The organism is Cyanobium sp. ATX 6F1 (assembly GCF_024346315.1).
Lineage (GTDB): Bacteria > Cyanobacteriota > Cyanobacteriia > PCC-6307 > Cyanobiaceae > ATX-6F1.
Window position 1 is genome coordinate 184,645 of sequence record NZ_JAGQCS010000002.1, and the last position, 13,226, is coordinate 197,870.

15 protein-coding genes are annotated in these 13,226 nt (G+C 66.8%); 11 read left to right on the forward strand and 4 right to left on the reverse strand.

All coding sequences use genetic code 11. The features are described from left to right. Positions 1-82: 82 nt before the first annotated feature. Positions 83-358 carry a hypothetical protein gene (locus tag KBZ13_RS03715; protein ID WP_255006419.1) on the forward strand — a complete coding sequence of 92 codons (276 nt, stop codon included), beginning with the start codon at positions 83-85 and terminating at the stop codon, positions 356-358. Positions 359-411: 53 nt separating this feature from the next. On the opposite strand, the gene KBZ13_RS03720 is transcribed toward KBZ13_RS03715, so the two are convergent. Beyond that, the gene (locus tag KBZ13_RS03720) at positions 412-570 is read right to left on the reverse strand and encodes a hypothetical protein (protein WP_255006421.1); all 159 of its coding nucleotides are present in this window, start codon (positions 568-570) and stop codon (positions 412-414) included. Between the two features lie 67 nt (positions 571-637). On the opposite strand from KBZ13_RS03720, the gene KBZ13_RS03725 reads away from it, so the two are divergent. Further along, entirely contained in the window at positions 638-871 is a 234-nt protein-coding gene (locus KBZ13_RS03725; protein WP_255006430.1) for a hypothetical protein, read from the forward strand. 31 nt (positions 872-902) lie between these two features. Continuing rightward, positions 903-1,373, forward strand: coding sequence for a universal stress protein (locus KBZ13_RS03730; protein ID WP_255006431.1), 471 nt, complete (start codon positions 903-905; stop codon positions 1,371-1,373). Here KBZ13_RS03730 and KBZ13_RS03735 read toward each other — a convergent pair. Then, positions 1,349-1,615, reverse strand: a complete 267-nt coding sequence (locus tag KBZ13_RS03735; protein WP_255006433.1) for a hypothetical protein — start codon at positions 1,613-1,615, stop codon at positions 1,349-1,351. The genes KBZ13_RS03730 and KBZ13_RS03735 overlap by 25 nt on opposite strands. 47 nt (positions 1,616-1,662) lie before the next feature. On the opposite strand from KBZ13_RS03735, the gene KBZ13_RS03740 reads away from it, so the two are divergent. The 4 genes from KBZ13_RS03740 (at position 1,663) to KBZ13_RS03755 (ending at position 7,361) form a co-directional block, all read left to right on the forward strand. Then, complete coding sequence (locus KBZ13_RS03740; protein ID WP_255006435.1) at positions 1,663-2,547, forward strand: PfkB family carbohydrate kinase; 885 nt, start codon at positions 1,663-1,665, stop codon at positions 2,545-2,547. Positions 2,548-2,633: 86 nt separating this feature from the next. Then, positions 2,634-3,920 (forward strand): efflux RND transporter periplasmic adaptor subunit, encoded by a 1,287-nt coding sequence (locus tag KBZ13_RS03745; RefSeq protein ID WP_255006436.1) that lies wholly within the window; start codon positions 2,634-2,636, stop codon positions 3,918-3,920. Further along, a complete protein-coding gene (locus tag KBZ13_RS03750) occupies positions 3,917-7,093 on the forward strand; it encodes an efflux RND transporter permease subunit (RefSeq protein WP_255006445.1) in 3,177 nt (1,058 codons plus the stop codon). The genes KBZ13_RS03745 and KBZ13_RS03750 overlap by 4 nt, the downstream gene beginning before the upstream one ends. 4 nt (positions 7,094-7,097) lie before the next feature. Next, positions 7,098-7,361, forward strand: coding sequence for a cell division protein SepF (locus KBZ13_RS03755; protein WP_409995603.1), 264 nt, complete (start codon positions 7,098-7,100; stop codon positions 7,359-7,361). A 40-nt stretch (positions 7,362-7,401) separates the two neighbouring features. On the opposite strand, the gene KBZ13_RS03760 is transcribed toward KBZ13_RS03755, so the two are convergent. Together KBZ13_RS03760 and KBZ13_RS03765 are read right to left on the reverse strand one after the other, a co-directional pair. Further along, complete coding sequence (locus KBZ13_RS03760; RefSeq protein WP_255006447.1) at positions 7,402-8,166, reverse strand: SIMPL domain-containing protein; 765 nt, start codon at positions 8,164-8,166, stop codon at positions 7,402-7,404. A 30-nt stretch (positions 8,167-8,196) separates the two neighbouring features. Continuing rightward, positions 8,197-8,751: a rhomboid family intramembrane serine protease gene (locus tag KBZ13_RS03765; RefSeq protein ID WP_255006449.1), complete on the reverse strand. Its 555-nt coding sequence runs from the start codon at positions 8,749-8,751 to the stop codon at positions 8,197-8,199. Positions 8,752-8,829: 78 nt separating this feature from the next. Between KBZ13_RS03765 and KBZ13_RS03770 the strand changes: the two genes are divergently transcribed. Genes KBZ13_RS03770 through KBZ13_RS03785 form a run of 4 tightly spaced genes read left to right on the forward strand, consistent with a single transcriptional unit; the run spans position 8,830 to position 13,211 of the window. Beyond that, the gene (locus tag KBZ13_RS03770; RefSeq protein ID WP_255006451.1) at positions 8,830-9,372 is read left to right on the forward strand and encodes a hypothetical protein; all 543 of its coding nucleotides are present in this window, start codon (positions 8,830-8,832) and stop codon (positions 9,370-9,372) included. After that, positions 9,353-10,627 carry an HlyD family secretion protein gene (locus KBZ13_RS03775; protein WP_255006453.1) on the forward strand — a complete coding sequence of 425 codons (1,275 nt, stop codon included), beginning with the start codon at positions 9,353-9,355 and terminating at the stop codon, positions 10,625-10,627. Before KBZ13_RS03770 ends, KBZ13_RS03775 begins: the two co-directional genes overlap by 20 nt. Next, positions 10,624-12,828, forward strand: a complete 2,205-nt coding sequence (locus KBZ13_RS03780; RefSeq protein WP_255006454.1) for a glycosyltransferase — start codon at positions 10,624-10,626, stop codon at positions 12,826-12,828. Before KBZ13_RS03775 ends, KBZ13_RS03780 begins: the two co-directional genes overlap by 4 nt. 8 nt (positions 12,829-12,836) lie before the next feature. After that, on the forward strand, positions 12,837-13,211 hold the full coding sequence (locus KBZ13_RS03785) for a hypothetical protein (protein ID WP_255006456.1): 375 nt from the start codon (positions 12,837-12,839) through the stop codon (positions 13,209-13,211). Positions 13,212-13,226: the final 15 nt, after the last annotated feature.

Sequence of the window (13,226 nt, forward strand, 5' to 3'; positions counted from 1 at the left end):
ATGAGGCGCAACCCAGGAGCGTGGTGGGGGGCCTGCCGATTGATCAGCCTGTCCATGATCTCCATGCCGATGCTGCCCGCCCATGGCGACGTCAAAACGAAGAGAGCTCTCCCAGCTCACTGAGCGCGACTTCAGCCTCTACCGGGCCATCTGCCGGGAACTGGAGGAACTGCAGCACACGATCAACGACCAGACGGTGGTGTTCTCCGATTTCGAGGAAATTTCCGTGGCCATGATGGATCGCCGCTTCCTCGTTGAATGGCTCAGGGAACTGAACTTTCCCACTGTCATGGCCTACGTCGACTGCGGTCTCGACGAGGCCGAGGAGGACCTGATCCTGCTCGATCCCCCCGATTGAGCCATGCAAAGTTGGCTTGCCGATCAGGAACCACCGGGTCGGCGGGGTTCGCCCTAGCGAGCCGGGCACGGTTTCTGGTTCTGCTGGGCTGGCGGGGCCGGCAGGGGCAAGCCCGAATCCCTCACGATCACGGACCAATCAGGCTTGAGCCAGCCCTTCTGCAAGGCCAGGAAAGCCCCCACGATCAGCAGGATCAACAGGATCTTGCTCATGGCTCCGCTGGCCCACGGGCGCTGAATCTGGCATGCGGATAACCTGAGCCCGACCTTGACTCAGGTCATGTTCATCAGGCGCTTCTCCAAGACGGTCAGCAAGGGCTCCGCCGCCGCCCGGCTGCGGCAGGTGAACCGGGAGGACGCGTTGCAGCAGTTTGAGCTCTCCGCCCTGGTTCAGTCCTACCTGGCCCGGGAACCGCTCTACCTGGGCCGCGGCAACTTCTGGGACTGGGACGTGGACGGCATTCCCAACTGGCTGGTCCCCAGGTTTCAGGACCTGAACCTGCTGGAGGGTTGAACCTAGCCTGGGCTCCACAGCGAGAGCGCCCATGTTCCGCCACCTGCTCGTGCCCACCGACGGCTCCAACCTCTCGCAACAGACCATTGAGCGGGCCGTGAATTTTGCCCGTGAGGGCTCGTCGCGCCTCACCTTCCTCTACGTGCAACCTGAACTGTTCGGCCCCGACAACCTGGCGTTCTTCGGCGACGCCCTGGTGGTCAACCCAGGCTGGAACGAGGAGATGGCGCGCTCCAACGTGGCCTACGCCCAGCACGTGCTCCACCAGGCCCAGGAGCAGGCCACGGCGGCGGGGGTCAGCAGTGAAGGGGTCACCCTTGTGAGCAGCGTGATCTACGAAGCGATCATTGATACGGCCAAACGCCACTCCTGCGATCTGATCTTCATGGCGTCCCATGGGCGGCGGGGGTTGGCGGGCTTCCTGCTGGGCAGCGAAACCCAGCGGGTGCTCACCCACGGCACCCTTCCCGTGCTCGTCTACCGGGCTCCCGAAGCGTCGTGAGTCCAGGGTTCGGCCGGCACCCGGCCCAGCTCCAGCCGGTGGGAGCGGGCCCGCTGACGCTGCTCGAAGGCCTGCAACTCCAGCTGCCTGCCGGGGTGGTCAGGATCGTCGATCAAGCTGCGCCAATGGGCGGTGGTGCTGGCGTGGATCCGCTCCACCGCCCGCTGGGCCTCCGGCGTGGGCGCGGAGCGGCCCCGATGCTGGTCACTGGAGCGATGGGGGGAGCGATGGCGGTGTCCCACGGCGGCCTCCGGTTGAGCTACCTCCGTTCTATTCACCCCCGGGGCCATTGAAACCACTCATTAAGGAGTTGCGACTGGCGGTGCTGGGCCACGTGGAGTGGGTCAGCTTCGTGCGGGTGCCGGCCCTGCCGCGATCGGGTGATATCCAGCACGCCAGCGATCTGTTCGAGCAGGCGGCCGGCGGTGGGGCCGTGGTGGCCGCCCAGATGGCCCGTCTGGCGGGCGGCGCCCGCTTCTACACCGCCCTCGGCCGCGATCCCCTCGGCGAGCGTTGCGCCGCCGAACTCAAGGCCCTGGGCCTGACTCTGCACATCGCCTGGCGGGACGCCCCCACCCGCCGGGCGATCACCTTCATCGAACCGGGGGGCGAGCGCACGATCACCGTCTTCGGCGAGCGGCTCAGCCCCTGCGCCAGTGACGATCTGCCCTGGGAGCAGCTCGAGCGTTGCGACGGTGTGTTCGCGACCGCTGGCGACGTCGAAGCGCTGCGACGGGCCCGTGGGGCGCGGGTGCTGGCGGCCACACCGCGGCTGGGGCTGCCCCTGATCCGTGCCGCCGGCATCTGCCTCGATGCCCTGGTGGGCAGCGCCAGCGATCCCGGTGAGGCCTATGCCCCCGGCGACCTGGAGCCTGCGCCAGGGGTCTACGTGGGAACGGAAGGGGCCCGGGGCGGTTTCACCCGGCCCGGGGGACGCTTCAGGGCGCCGCAGCCAAGCGCCGTGGCGCTGGAGGGCGGCGACGGGGACAGCTACGGGGCCGGCGATTCCTTCGCCGGTGGCTTGACCACGGCGTTGGCGGCCGGCTGGAGCCTGGAGGATGCCCTGGCCCTGGGCGCCCGCTGCGGCGCCGCCTGCATCGCGGGGCGCGGCGCCTACGCCGGCCAGATCGATGGGGCGGCGGCCGGGCAGCTGCACGGACGAACTCAGGCCTGAGCCAAGGACAGACCTGGTCACAGCTTGATCGCTTCCGGTGGTAGCCAGCACACGCAAGCCCCATATCCGGCTTCTACGGTGGCCCGGTGACGGATTCAGTCCCCTTGACTCGGCCCCTGCGCGAGCGCTGGCAGCGGATGCCACGACCCACCCGCTGGCTGCTGGTCGCCGGTGGGCTCGCCCTGGGCCTCGTGCTGGTTCGAGGGCTGCTGCCGAAGGAGAGCGAGCAACGCAAACGCCCCCCTGTCCTGGTGGAAACCGCCCAGGTGCGCAGCGGCCAGCTCGATGTGGTCTTCCCGCTCACCGGCGAGGTCAAGGCGGTGGCCTCCGCCGCCATTCGCCCCGAGCTGTCGGGCATGCTGAAGAAGGTGCATTTCCGCGAGGGCCAGCAGGTGAGCGCCGGCCAGTTGCTGCTCAGCCTTGATCCCGCCGAGTTTCAGGCCGCCCTGAACCAGGCCCGTGCCAACAGCCAGAAGGCCGAGGCGGGGGTGCTCCAGGCCAGGGCCGAAGCCACGCGCACGGCCACGCAGGCACGCACCGCCCGGGTGCGGGCCGAGCGCTACCGCAACCTGGGACGCCAGGGCGCCGTGAGCAGCGACCAGCAGGATCAGTTTGTGAGTGAGGCCGACAGCGCCGAGGCCACCGCTTTGAGCAGCCGCAGCGCCGTGAGCAGCGCCCTGGCCAATCTGGCGGCGACCCGGGCCGCCGAGGCCACGGCGCGGTTGCAGCTCCAGCGCACCCAGATCCGCTCGCCGATCAGCGGCCGCGCCGGCCAACTGCGCGTCACCGTGGGCAACTACGTGCGCGAACAGGACAACACACCGCTGCTGCTGGTCAACAGCTTCTCGCCCATCGACGTGGTCTTCGCCGTGCCCCAGCGGCTGCTGGGCCAGCTGCGGCCGGGCCTGCCGGTGCAGCTGGAGGCCAGCGGCCCCGGCGCGGCACCGATCCGCGGACGGCTGAGCTCGATCGACAACGCGGTCGATGCCACCACGGGCACCACGCGGATCAAGAGCCGCTTCGCCAATGACGACCAGAGGCTGGTGCCGGGTCAGTTCGTCAAGGGACGGCTGCAGCTGGAGCGGCTCGAGAACGTGCTGCTGGTGCCGCAGACGGCGGTGCAGATCGGCCAGAAGGGCAGCTACGTCTACCTGGCCAGCGGCAAGCCCAAGGCCGGCAAGGCCGAGGTCAGGCCGATCCGCACCGGGCCCGCCGCCGATGGTGATGTGGTGGTGCTCGGCGGACTGAGCCTTGGTGATCGTGTGGTCACCAAGGGGCAGTTCGCCCTCAGCCCCGGAGCGAGCCTCTCCGAGCGTCCGGCCCGCCCGGGGGGGCCGCGCCAACCGAGTCGCGAGGGAGGCACCAAGCCATGAGCCTCGCGAACCAGATGATCCGGCGGCCGGTCACCGCCACGCTGATCGCCGTGGCCCTGGTGATCTTCGGCCTGATCGGCTACGGCCAGTTGCCGATCAACGATCTGCCCACGATCGATTTCCCCACCCTGCAGGTGAGCGCCTCCCTGCCGGGGGCCAGTCCGGAGACCATGGCCACCGCGGTCGCCACCCCCCTGGAGCAGCAGTTCTCCACCGTGGCCGGCATCAGCACGATCACCTCCAGCAGCAGCCAGTCCAGCACCCAGATCACGCTCCAGTTCAACCTCGAGCGCAACATCGACGCCGCCGCCCAGGACGTGCAGACGGCGATCGCCCAGGCCAGCCGGCAGCTGCCCCCCGATCTGCCCTCACCCCCCTCCCTGCGCAAGGTGAACCCGGCCGAGCAGCCGGTGTTCTACCTGGTGCTCAGCTCGGAGGTGCTGCCGCTGGCGGAGGTGAACCGGGCCGCGGAGGTGCAACTGGCCCAACGGCTCTCGATGCTCGACGGGGTCTCCCAGGTGCAGGTGTTCGGGGCCCAGAAGTATGCCGTGCGTGTGCGCCTCGACCCCCAGGCCCTTGGCGCCAAGGGAATCGGCATCGACGAAGCCCTCAATGCCGTGCGCGGCGGGAACTCCAATCTGCCCACGGGCAACCTCTACGGACCCAAGCAGACCTACTCCGTCGAAGACAATGGCCGCCTCGATGACGCCGCCGGTTACCGCCAGCTGATCGTCGCCTACCGGGACGGTTCACCCGTGCGCCTCTCCGATGTGGCCGAGGTATTCGATTCGGTGGCCAATGAGCGCCTCGCCAGCAAGTACAACGGCACCCGGTCGATCGTGCTGGCGATCCAGCGTCAACCGGGCAGCAACACGGTGGCGATCACCGCCAAGATCCGCGCGCTGATCCCGGAGCTGAAGGCCTCGATTCCCGCCGCCATCAACCTGGATGTGCTGTTTGATCGCTCCGAGGCGATCAAGGAATCGATCACCGATGTGGAGCACACCCTGCTGCTCACCATCGCCCTGGTGATCGTGGTGGTCTACCTGTTCCTCGGCTCGCCGATGACCACCACGTTGCCTGCCCTGGCGATCGTGATTTCGCTGGTGGCCACCTTCGGGGTGATCTGGCTGTTGGGGTATTCGCTCAACAACATCTCGCTGATGGCGCTCACCTTGAGCGTGGGCTTCGTGGTCGACGACGCGATCGTGATGGTGGAGAACATCGTGCGCCGCCAGGAGCAAGGGGAGCGGCGCTGGACGGCGGCGCTGCTGGGCTCCGAGGAAATCACCACCACCGTGATCTCCACCACCGTGGCCCTGGTGGCGGTGTTCATCCCGATTCTGTTCATGGGGGGCCTGCTCGGACGCCTGTTCCGGGAGTTCGCCGTGACCCTGAGCGTGGCGGTGATGTTCTCGAGCGTCGTCGCCCTGACACTCACGCCGATGATGGCGGCCCGCTTTTTGCCCGAAACCGGCGCCAGGCCGAGCGGGCTGCTGGAGAACAACCAGCTGTTGCGCTGGTTCAACCGATCCTTCGATCGCCTCAGCAACCTTTACGCCAGCACCCTGGGCACCGCCCTGCGCCGGCCCCGGGCCGTGCATCTGTTTTCCGTGGCCCTGCTGGTGCTCACGGTGCTGTTCTTTCAGATGGTGCCGAAAGGGTTCATTCCTGATGTGGACACCGGCCAGCTCACCGTCAACACCCAGGCCTCCGAGGGCATCTCGTTTCCGGAGATGGCGGCCCTCCAGGACAAGCTGGCGAGCAAGCTGCTGGCCAACCCCAACATCGACGGGGTGAACAGCACCATCGGCTCCGGCGGCCCCAACGCCTCCTCCAACAGTGGCCGCCTGTTCCTGCGCCTCAAGCCCCGCTCGGTGCGCCCCCTGGGGGCCGCGGAGCTGAGCCGGAGCCTGCGGCGCACGGTCAACAGCATCCCCGGCCTGCGGGGCTTCGTGCGCCAGCCGGCGGCGATCAGCATCGGCGGCGGCCAGAGCCGCGCCCGCTATCAGTTCACGCTCCAGGCGATCGATCTGGCCCAGCTGCTGGAGGTGGCGCCCGGTTTCGAGCGCCAGTTGCGCGCCATGGGCGACCTCACTGATGTCAACAGTGACCTGCTGCTGAACAACCCCAAGCTCAAGGTGAACATCGACCGCGACCGGGCGGCGGCCCTGGGCCTGAACGTGGCCACCCTTCAGAGCACCTTGCGGGACGCCTACGGCGAAGGTCAGATCTCAACGATCTACAAATCTGACGGCCAGTACGCCGTGATCAGTGGCGTCAAGTTGGTGGATCAGAATTCACCGGCCGATCTGGATCTGCTCTCGATCCGCAACAGCGCCGGCAAGCTCGTTCCCCTCGGTGCGGTGGCCAGCCTGGAGCGCGGCAGCGGCATCGTCTCGATCAACCACAATGCGCAGCTGCCCTCGGTCACCTTTTCGTTCAACGTGCGCCCGGGGGTGTCGCTCGATCGGGCCACCGCAGCAATCAGCGATCTGGCGCGCGAGAGCTTGCCGGCGGGGGTGAGCACCAGCTTCCAGGGGGACGCCAAGGTGTTCGGCGAATCCTTCGCCAACCTGGGCTGGCTGGCCATTCTGGCGATCCTGGTGATCTACGTGGTGCTCGGGATCCTCTATGAGGATTTCATCCATCCACTCACGATCCTCACCAGCCTGCCCTCGGCGGCGGTGGGGGGCCTGGCCACCTTGATCCTGTTTGGCTCGGAGCTGAACATCTACAGCTACATCGGCCTGATTCTTCTGATCGGCATCGTCAAGAAAAACGGCATCATGATGATCGATTTCGCCGTCGTGGCCTCGCGCACGGGGCTGACGCCCATCGAAGCGATCTACCAGGCTTCACTGACACGCTTCCGGCCGATTATGATGACTACTGTGTCATCGGTGATCGGCGTCATGCCGATTGCCCTGGGCCTCGGTGCCGGGGCCGAGGCCCGCCGCCCCCTGGGCCTGGTGGTGCTGGGGGGCCTGGTGGTCTCCCAGATCGTGACGCTTTACATCACTCCGGTGTTCTATGTGAGCGCCGAAGGCTTCGCGGCGCGGCTGGGGCTGCGACCACAGATCGCTGTGGATGGAGCCGCAGCCGACCAGGGGGCGCTCCATCAAGGAACTCCTGGGCCGAGTGGCGAGAAGGAGCCGGTCGCGCCAGCCTGAGGTCATGACCCGCTTTGCCGAGGGGGGCCACGAGGTGGTCCTGATGCAGCCCCGCCGCTTCGAGGAGGTCTCCGAAGCGGTCATGGCCGTGCGCGAGCGCAAGACGGTGCTGCTCAACCTTTCCGCCATGGAGCCCTCGGAAGCCCAGCGGGCCGCCGACTTCGTCGCCGGGGGCGTGTTCGCCATCGATGGCCACCAGGAGCAGCTCGATGATCTGATCTTCCTGTTCGCCCCCAGCGGTGTGGGAATCGAGCGCGATCCGTTCTGAGCGCTCGGCTGCATCACGCCGCCCAGACGCAGCCAACAAATCACTCCACGCGGAACGTGACGGCCATCACGGCGGTGATGTCCTTGTCGATCGTGCGGGTGTCGTAGGAGCCCGTATCGCCGGTTTCGGTGGAATTGGGGGCGGTGATCTGGAACGAGCCCGTGTCGGCGTTCACGATCGCCCCGATCCTGGCGCCGGCTTCCGCGGCGATGGCCTTGGCCCGCGCCCGGGCATCACGGGTGGCCTTGGCGAGCATGTCCACGCGCTTTTCCGCCAGCCGCCCGTAGGTGTAGGCGGGGTCGTTGATCGTCAGCGGCACCCCCTCGCCGATCAACTGGGCCGCGGCACGGGCCACCTGGGCCACCTTCTCCACCCGGGCGCTGGCCACCTGGATCGGCTGACGGCTGGTCCAGACGCTGGAGCGCAGCTCACCGGTGCGCGGGTCGCGGACGTCGTCGCGGTCGGACTTGACGGCCCCCAGCTGCACCTCGGCCTCCGTCAACCCCTGGGCGCGCAGGAAGGCGGTGGTGCTGGCCACAGCCGGCAGCAGCGCCTTGTAGGAGTCCCCTTGACTGGCACCCCCCTGGCGCACCTCCAGGGTCCAATCCACCGCGTCGCTGCGGATGCGCTCGGTGCTGGCGCCGGTGACGGTGATGCTGTCGTTGGCCTGGCGGAAGCCCTTGATCAGCACCGAACTGGACACCACCAGCCCCAGGCTCAGCACCGCCATGGCGCTGACCAGGGAAGGGGTGCGCCCCAGGGCCCGCCAACCACGCTCAAGCCAGCCAGGGGCCGAATCCGCCATCGCCCATCAAGGAGGGGTAGAGATTCCAACTTAGGTCGACTCCTTGTGCACGGCGAAGGCCGCCAGCACGCCTCCGGCGAAGCCCGAAAGGTGGCCGATCCAGCTCACCCCCGGTGGGCTGAGGAAGGGCAACAGGCTGGGAAGCAAGGCCCCATAGCTGAGCAAGGCAAACACCGAGAGCAGCAACGAGCCCACCCGTTTCTCCAGCCAGCCGACCAGCAGCAGATAGCCCAGCAGCCCATAGACCACCCCCGAGAGCCCATGGCTGCCGTAGGGCCAGAACAGCCAGACGGGAATCGCCATCAGGTAGACCCCCAGCCAGACCGCCAGGTAGTCGCGGCGGCCCTGGAGCAGCACCAGCCAGGAGAGGGGAAGGAACCAAAGCGAATTACTGACCAGGTGGGCGAAGCCGGCGTGGCTGAAGGGGGCGGTGAGCACACCGAGGAACGAGCCGCCGGGCTCCATGGGCAGGTTCCACTGGCCGCCGAAGACCAGCTGATCAATCAGTTCCTGGCCCCAGGGAACCGCCAGCACCAGGATCGGCAGCCAGAAGCCGCCACGCACTCTGGTGGTCAAAGGAGTCATGGCCGTTGGTGACACCGTGTCAATCATCTCAACCCCCGGGCGGCGGCGGAGCTGGGGTGCCGCGCCCAGAATGGGGCCATGGGAGTTTCGTTGTCCGATCAGGAGCGCCGCAGCCGGCGGCTGGGCAGTGGCCTCACCGCGGCCGATCTCCTGGGCGTCTGGCGCCTGGAGCAGGTGTGGCCCAGGCGCAGCGCTGAGCCATCGCCACTCAATGGCGCCCTGCTGAGGGGCCTGGGGGCCCAGCTGGAGATCCGCGCGGCGGACCCGCTGGGGGCACCTGAGGGTGCCGCACTGCGGGTGTTCAATTCGGTGCGGCTGGGGGCCCTGCAACTTCGGTTCGAAGGACCCGCCCGATTGCAGGGCCGGCGCCCCCTGCTCGTGTTCCGCTTCGAGCATCTGGAGCTGCTGGTGGGCTCCTGGCGCGCCCTGGAGCGGACCCTTGCCGCCAGCGAACCGTTCGACACAGCCGCGGTGGGCAAGCTTCCCTTCTTTGCCCTGATCGGCCTGGAGGCCAACGGCACGATCCTCAGCGCCCGGGGGCGCGGCGGTGGGTTGGCCCAGTGGCGACGCTCGCTAATCTTGATTCAAGGCAGTGTTCAGGATGACCCCCCAGATCCCTGAGCGGCCCCAGGACGCCAAAGCAGACATCAACGGAGTCAGCGACGACGACAGGAGCGGCTCCAGACAGGCGGAAGAACCGATCCGGCGCAGTCGAGCCGCCAACGTATTCATCCTCATCCTGGCTGGCGGCCTGGCTGTGACGGCTGTGGCGGTTCTCGCCAACTTCCTCACGGCCCGTTCTCGGGATGCGGTGGTGGAGGCCACTCCGATCGACATCAAGACGCCCATCAGCGGCATCCTGGTGGAGCTCAGGGCCAAGGCCGGCAGTGCCGTCAGTGCTGGCCAGTCCCTGGGCCGGGTGGAGGACCCCCGCGCCAGCGGCCTGGAGCTGCGCAACCTCAAGACTTCCCTGCTCACGGCTGGAAGTGACCTGGAGGAGCTCGACGAGGAGGTGGCCAAGCAACGTCTGCTGGTGGAGACCATCCGGAACGACGCTGACCAGCAACAGGCACTGGAGATCGAGCGCAGCAGCCGGGAGCTGCAACGCCTGGAAGCGGAGGTGCGCCGTTCCAGGGAGGAGGTGGCCTTCATCGATCGGGATCTCAAGCGTCAGCAGACCCTGTTTCGCGCCGGAGCAGTGGCGGAAACGGTGGTGGACCGGGCCAGCACCGACCTCGCCCGTGAGCGGGAGCAACTGGCGGCTCTCGAGGAACGCCTGGCCGGTCAGAAAAGCGTGGTGGCGGCCGCCCGCAAGAACCTCACCTTGACCACCACCCGCAGCAACTTCGATCCCGCCGTGCGGCTGCAGGAAGCCAAGCTCAAGCTGCAGCGACTCGAAGGCCGGCGCCGCACCCAGGCCAAGCGGGTGGAGGGGTTGACCAAGCAGCTGGAGACCGCCGGGGTCGCCCGCGGGCTGCAATCGGAAAGCACCCTGGTGAGCCCACGCCAGGCCGTGGTCTGGAGGCTGCTGGCCAACCAGGGGGACACGCTGCGGGCCGAGGCGCCCGTGCTGCAGCTGATCGATTGCAAGGACCGCTTTATCACCACCTTCGTCAAGGAAAGTGATCTCAACCGCGTGCGCATCGGCGGCCCGGCCCGCATTGACCTGGTGGGGGACTCCCTCGACCTGCGCGGTGAGGTGGCCACGATCCGCTCCGGCCTGGGCCGGGTGTCCCTGAAAGATGACACCAACCCGATCCCGATCAACCTGGCCCGCGAAAGCCAGGTCCGCGTGCGGATCCTCAACGACATCCCCGCTCCCCCCCTGAAGTTCTGCTACGTGGGTTTCACGGCGCGGGTGAGCTTCGAGCGATGAGCCCCCAGCGGCCCGGCCCGCTCAGCTTGCGTACTCCCACCATCTCCCTTTGGGTCTGGTGGCTGCTGCTGGCCTCGATCCTGCTGCTGATCGGCGCCCTGCTGCTCGTGAACCTGCAGCCTGGCTGGCTGGGATCCCTGCAGCTCAACCCGCTCAGCAACCGCACCCTGCCCGAGCAGTGGCAGGTCAAGGACCTCTGGCTCGACGCCGTGCTGCCCGTGGTTCTCGCCCTGGGGATGGCCCTGGGGGTGAACCTGCTGCCGCGGCGGCGCTGGAGCCATGCGCTGGTGCTCACCGTGCTGTCGCTGATGGGCCTGCGCTACTTCATCTGGCGCAGCACCACGATCAACACGGCCCATCCCATCAGCCTGGCCTTCAGCCTGACGCTGTTTCTCTGCGAAGCCGTCTACCTGATCACCAGCGCTGTGCAGTTCATTCCCTCGATCGTCTACGAACCGCTGCAACGGCGGCGGGAGGCGAACCGGCTGGCTGGCTGGACCAAGGAGCATCAGCCCAAGGTGGACATCTGGATTCCCACCTACAACGAATCAGAGCGACTGGTCCAGCGGTGCGTGCTCGCCAGCAAGAACATTCGCTACGCCAACAAGACGATCACGATCCTCGATGATGGTCACCGCCCCGCCCTTGCCGCCCTTGCCGAGCGCCTTGGGGTGGATTACCTCAGTCGCCCAGACAACAGCCACCGCAAGGCCGGCAACCTGAATTACGCCCTGGCCCACACCTCCGCCGAGCTGATCGCCGTCTTCGACTGCGACTTTGTTCCCTTTCGGAACTTCTTTGAGCGCACCGTCGGTTTCTTCCAGGATTCCGGCGTCGCCTTGGTGCAGACACCCCAGCACTACTTCAACTCCGATTTCCACAACCGCAACCTCGGGCTGGAATCGGTGATGCCCGATGACATGGATTATTTCTTTCATTACCTGCAGGTCATTCGAGACAACTTCAACGCCGTGATCTGTTGCGGCACCTCCTACGTAGCGCGCCGCACCGCGATCGAATCGCTGGGAGGATACGTGACAAGTTGCATCATTGAAGATCACCAGACCGGCACCAAGCTGCTCACCCGGGGCTGGCGGATGGTGTATCTCGATGAAATCCTCAGCCTCGGGGAAGTTCCCCGCAGCTTCCGGGACTATCTCGACCAGCGCCTGCGCTGGATGCAGGGTAACTTCCAGATCTACTACTCGGGCAAGGAATTGCCGATCTGGAGCAAGCTGAACCTCGGCCAGAAGAGTTTCTATTTCAATCTGCTGATCAGTCTTTTCACACCATTCTTTCGACTGGTTTATCTGCTATTTCCCCTCGTCAGCCTGGTGTTGGGGTTCACGCTGATCGCCGCCCCGCCGATCGAATACCTGGCCTATGGGCTGCCTTTCGTGATCCTGATGTACACGCTCACCACCTGGCTGACCAATCACCATCACTTCCAGTTCTGGAACGAGGTCTACGAGTCGCTGTTCTGCTTTCCGGCCGTGGGGCGCATCCTCCAAATCCTGGTCAGCCCCTTCCGGATCCTGGGCAGCTTGGTCACCAACAAGGATGTGAGCAGCGGCGGCGGCCAGCTGGATCTGGGCCTGGCCTGGCCATTCATCGCTCACCTCACGGTGCTGGTGGTGAGCCTGGTGCTGTTCTACGGGCTGCCCTTGGTGGGCCCCAGCTGGAGCCGGCAGTCTTTCGAGGGGGAAGGGCTGATGCTCGCCTGGAACCTCTACAACGCCTGGGTGGTGCTCACCTGTTTACTGGCCTGCGTCGATCGGCCCGTGGAACGCCAGAGCGATCGTTTTCCGCTCCAACGCATCGCCAGCCTGCGGATCGGTGGCCATGAGCTCTGGGGCACCACCACTGACGTCTCCGAATCAGGGGCCTCCTTGGTGCTGAACCAGGAGGCGTTCCGCGTCCAGCAGGGCCTCAGCGGCCAGCTGACATTGGTGGAAGAGCACATCGAACTGCCGGTACGGACCCTTCCTGATGAGCATGGAGATGGCGCCCATCGTCTGCGACTGGCGTTCGCCCCCCTTAGCGAGCCAGAGCTGAGCGCCCTGATTGCCCTGCTTTACGACGGCACCGCCTGGTACCAGAAGCCACGGCGCATGGGCACGGTGGATGCCCTGCTTACGCTCCTGGCGAGCACCTGGAAGATCGTGCCGCGTCCGCCGCAGGGCAAGATGGATTTTCACTGAGGAGCCCCATGGCGCGGCTGATTCTGGTTCTCAAATCCCCCGAACCGGCGTTGGCCCGGGAGCTGATCCCCCAGCTGATGCCGGTGCTCGAGGAGATCGAGGCCAGCATCGATCAACAGGCTCCAGCCCACCTCAGCGCCCTGTTCCGATCCGCCCCCGAGGGGATGACCTTGCAACTCTTCGCCGATGTCCAGCCCCAGGCCAGCGGCCCTGAACTGGATGTGGTGATCATGAGTCGGGAGCCCATGGGCAAAGGCGCCCCCGTCACCCAGCGGGCCTTCGAACGCCTGATCGCCCTGGTGAGCCAGAAAGCACCGGGTCTGCAGATCACCTTCCGCTCGGACCGGGACGGTCCCCTGCCCCGCCTGCCGTCCGCGGCCTGAGCAAAGCCAGGTAGG

Coding starts and splice junctions, on each gene's coding strand:
- KBZ13_RS03730 (WP_255006431.1), top strand. CDS start 903: ATGTTCCGCCACCTGCTCGTGCCCACCGACGGCTCCAACCTCTCGCAA.
- KBZ13_RS03780 (WP_255006454.1), top strand. CDS start 10,624: ATGAGCCCCCAGCGGCCCGGCCCGCTCAGCTTGCGTACTCCCACCATC.
- KBZ13_RS03755 (WP_409995603.1), top strand. CDS start 7,098: ATGACCCGCTTTGCCGAGGGGGGCCACGAGGTGGTCCTGATGCAGCCC.
- KBZ13_RS03770 (WP_255006451.1), top strand. CDS start 8,830: ATGGGAGTTTCGTTGTCCGATCAGGAGCGCCGCAGCCGGCGGCTGGGC.
- KBZ13_RS03785 (WP_255006456.1), top strand. CDS start 12,837: ATGGCGCGGCTGATTCTGGTTCTCAAATCCCCCGAACCGGCGTTGGCC.
- KBZ13_RS03720 (WP_255006421.1), bottom strand. CDS start 570: ATGAGCAAGATCCTGTTGATCCTGCTGATCGTGGGGGCTTTCCTGGCC.
- KBZ13_RS03715 (WP_255006419.1), top strand. CDS start 83: ATGGCGACGTCAAAACGAAGAGAGCTCTCCCAGCTCACTGAGCGCGAC.
- KBZ13_RS03765 (WP_255006449.1), bottom strand. CDS start 8,751: ATGACTCCTTTGACCACCAGAGTGCGTGGCGGCTTCTGGCTGCCGATC.
- KBZ13_RS03725 (WP_255006430.1), top strand. CDS start 638: ATGTTCATCAGGCGCTTCTCCAAGACGGTCAGCAAGGGCTCCGCCGCC.
- KBZ13_RS03750 (WP_255006445.1), top strand. CDS start 3,917: ATGAGCCTCGCGAACCAGATGATCCGGCGGCCGGTCACCGCCACGCTG.
- KBZ13_RS03760 (WP_255006447.1), bottom strand. CDS start 8,166: ATGGCGGATTCGGCCCCTGGCTGGCTTGAGCGTGGTTGGCGGGCCCTG.
- KBZ13_RS03775 (WP_255006453.1), top strand. CDS start 9,353: ATGACCCCCCAGATCCCTGAGCGGCCCCAGGACGCCAAAGCAGACATC.